Origin of the sequence: Vibrio sp. HI00D65, assembly GCF_001635455.1 — a bacterium.
GTDB lineage: Bacteria > Pseudomonadota > Gammaproteobacteria > Enterobacterales > Vibrionaceae > Vibrio.
The window spans coordinates 1-572 of record NZ_LWEH01000561.1; the positions used below are offsets into that span (position 1 = coordinate 1).

1 rRNA gene is annotated in these 572 nt (G+C 36.9%); it reads right to left on the reverse strand.

Annotation, left to right across the window (positions count from 1 at the left end):
- Positions 1 to 334: 334 nt before the first annotated feature.
- Positions 335 to 450, reverse strand: a 5S ribosomal RNA gene (gene rrf, locus A3712_RS23815).
- Positions 451 to 572: the final 122 nt, after the last annotated feature.

The following is a 572-nucleotide window of genomic DNA, read 5'->3' on the forward strand; positions in this document are numbered from 1 at the left end:
AATGAATACTGACTTCAAAACTACAAAAAGTAATTTTAAAGCTATTACCATTCCAACAGAATGATAATGAATTGACTGTGCCGATAATAAATTATCGATTGGTCACTCAGTTCATTGAAATCAATGTGATTCCTAAGAATCAATTTTGATATTCATCAACGAGTGCCCACACAGATTGATAGGTTTAAATTGTTAAAGAGCTTTGCTATCAACGCCTTAGCGTCAAAGCGGATGCGTATAGTACGCGACTGACTGTTGAAGTCAACATAAAACTCTAAGTTTATTTAGAACTTTATGGTGACTTGCTTAATTACTAAGCAAAGTCGAAATTAAAGCCTGGCGATGTCCTACTCTCACATGGGGAAGCCCCACACTACCATCGGCGCTATTGTGTTTCACTTCTGAGTTCGGCATGGAATCAGGTGGGTCCACAATGCTATGGTCGCCAAGCAAATTTTGCTTTTACTTTCAGCTTTTTTAAAAACTGAAGGCAAAATAATCTGGAAAGCTTATTAAAAGTCTTGTCTCTTCAAACTCATTCAAGCGTTTGTATTTTTGAGTCCATCAAAACC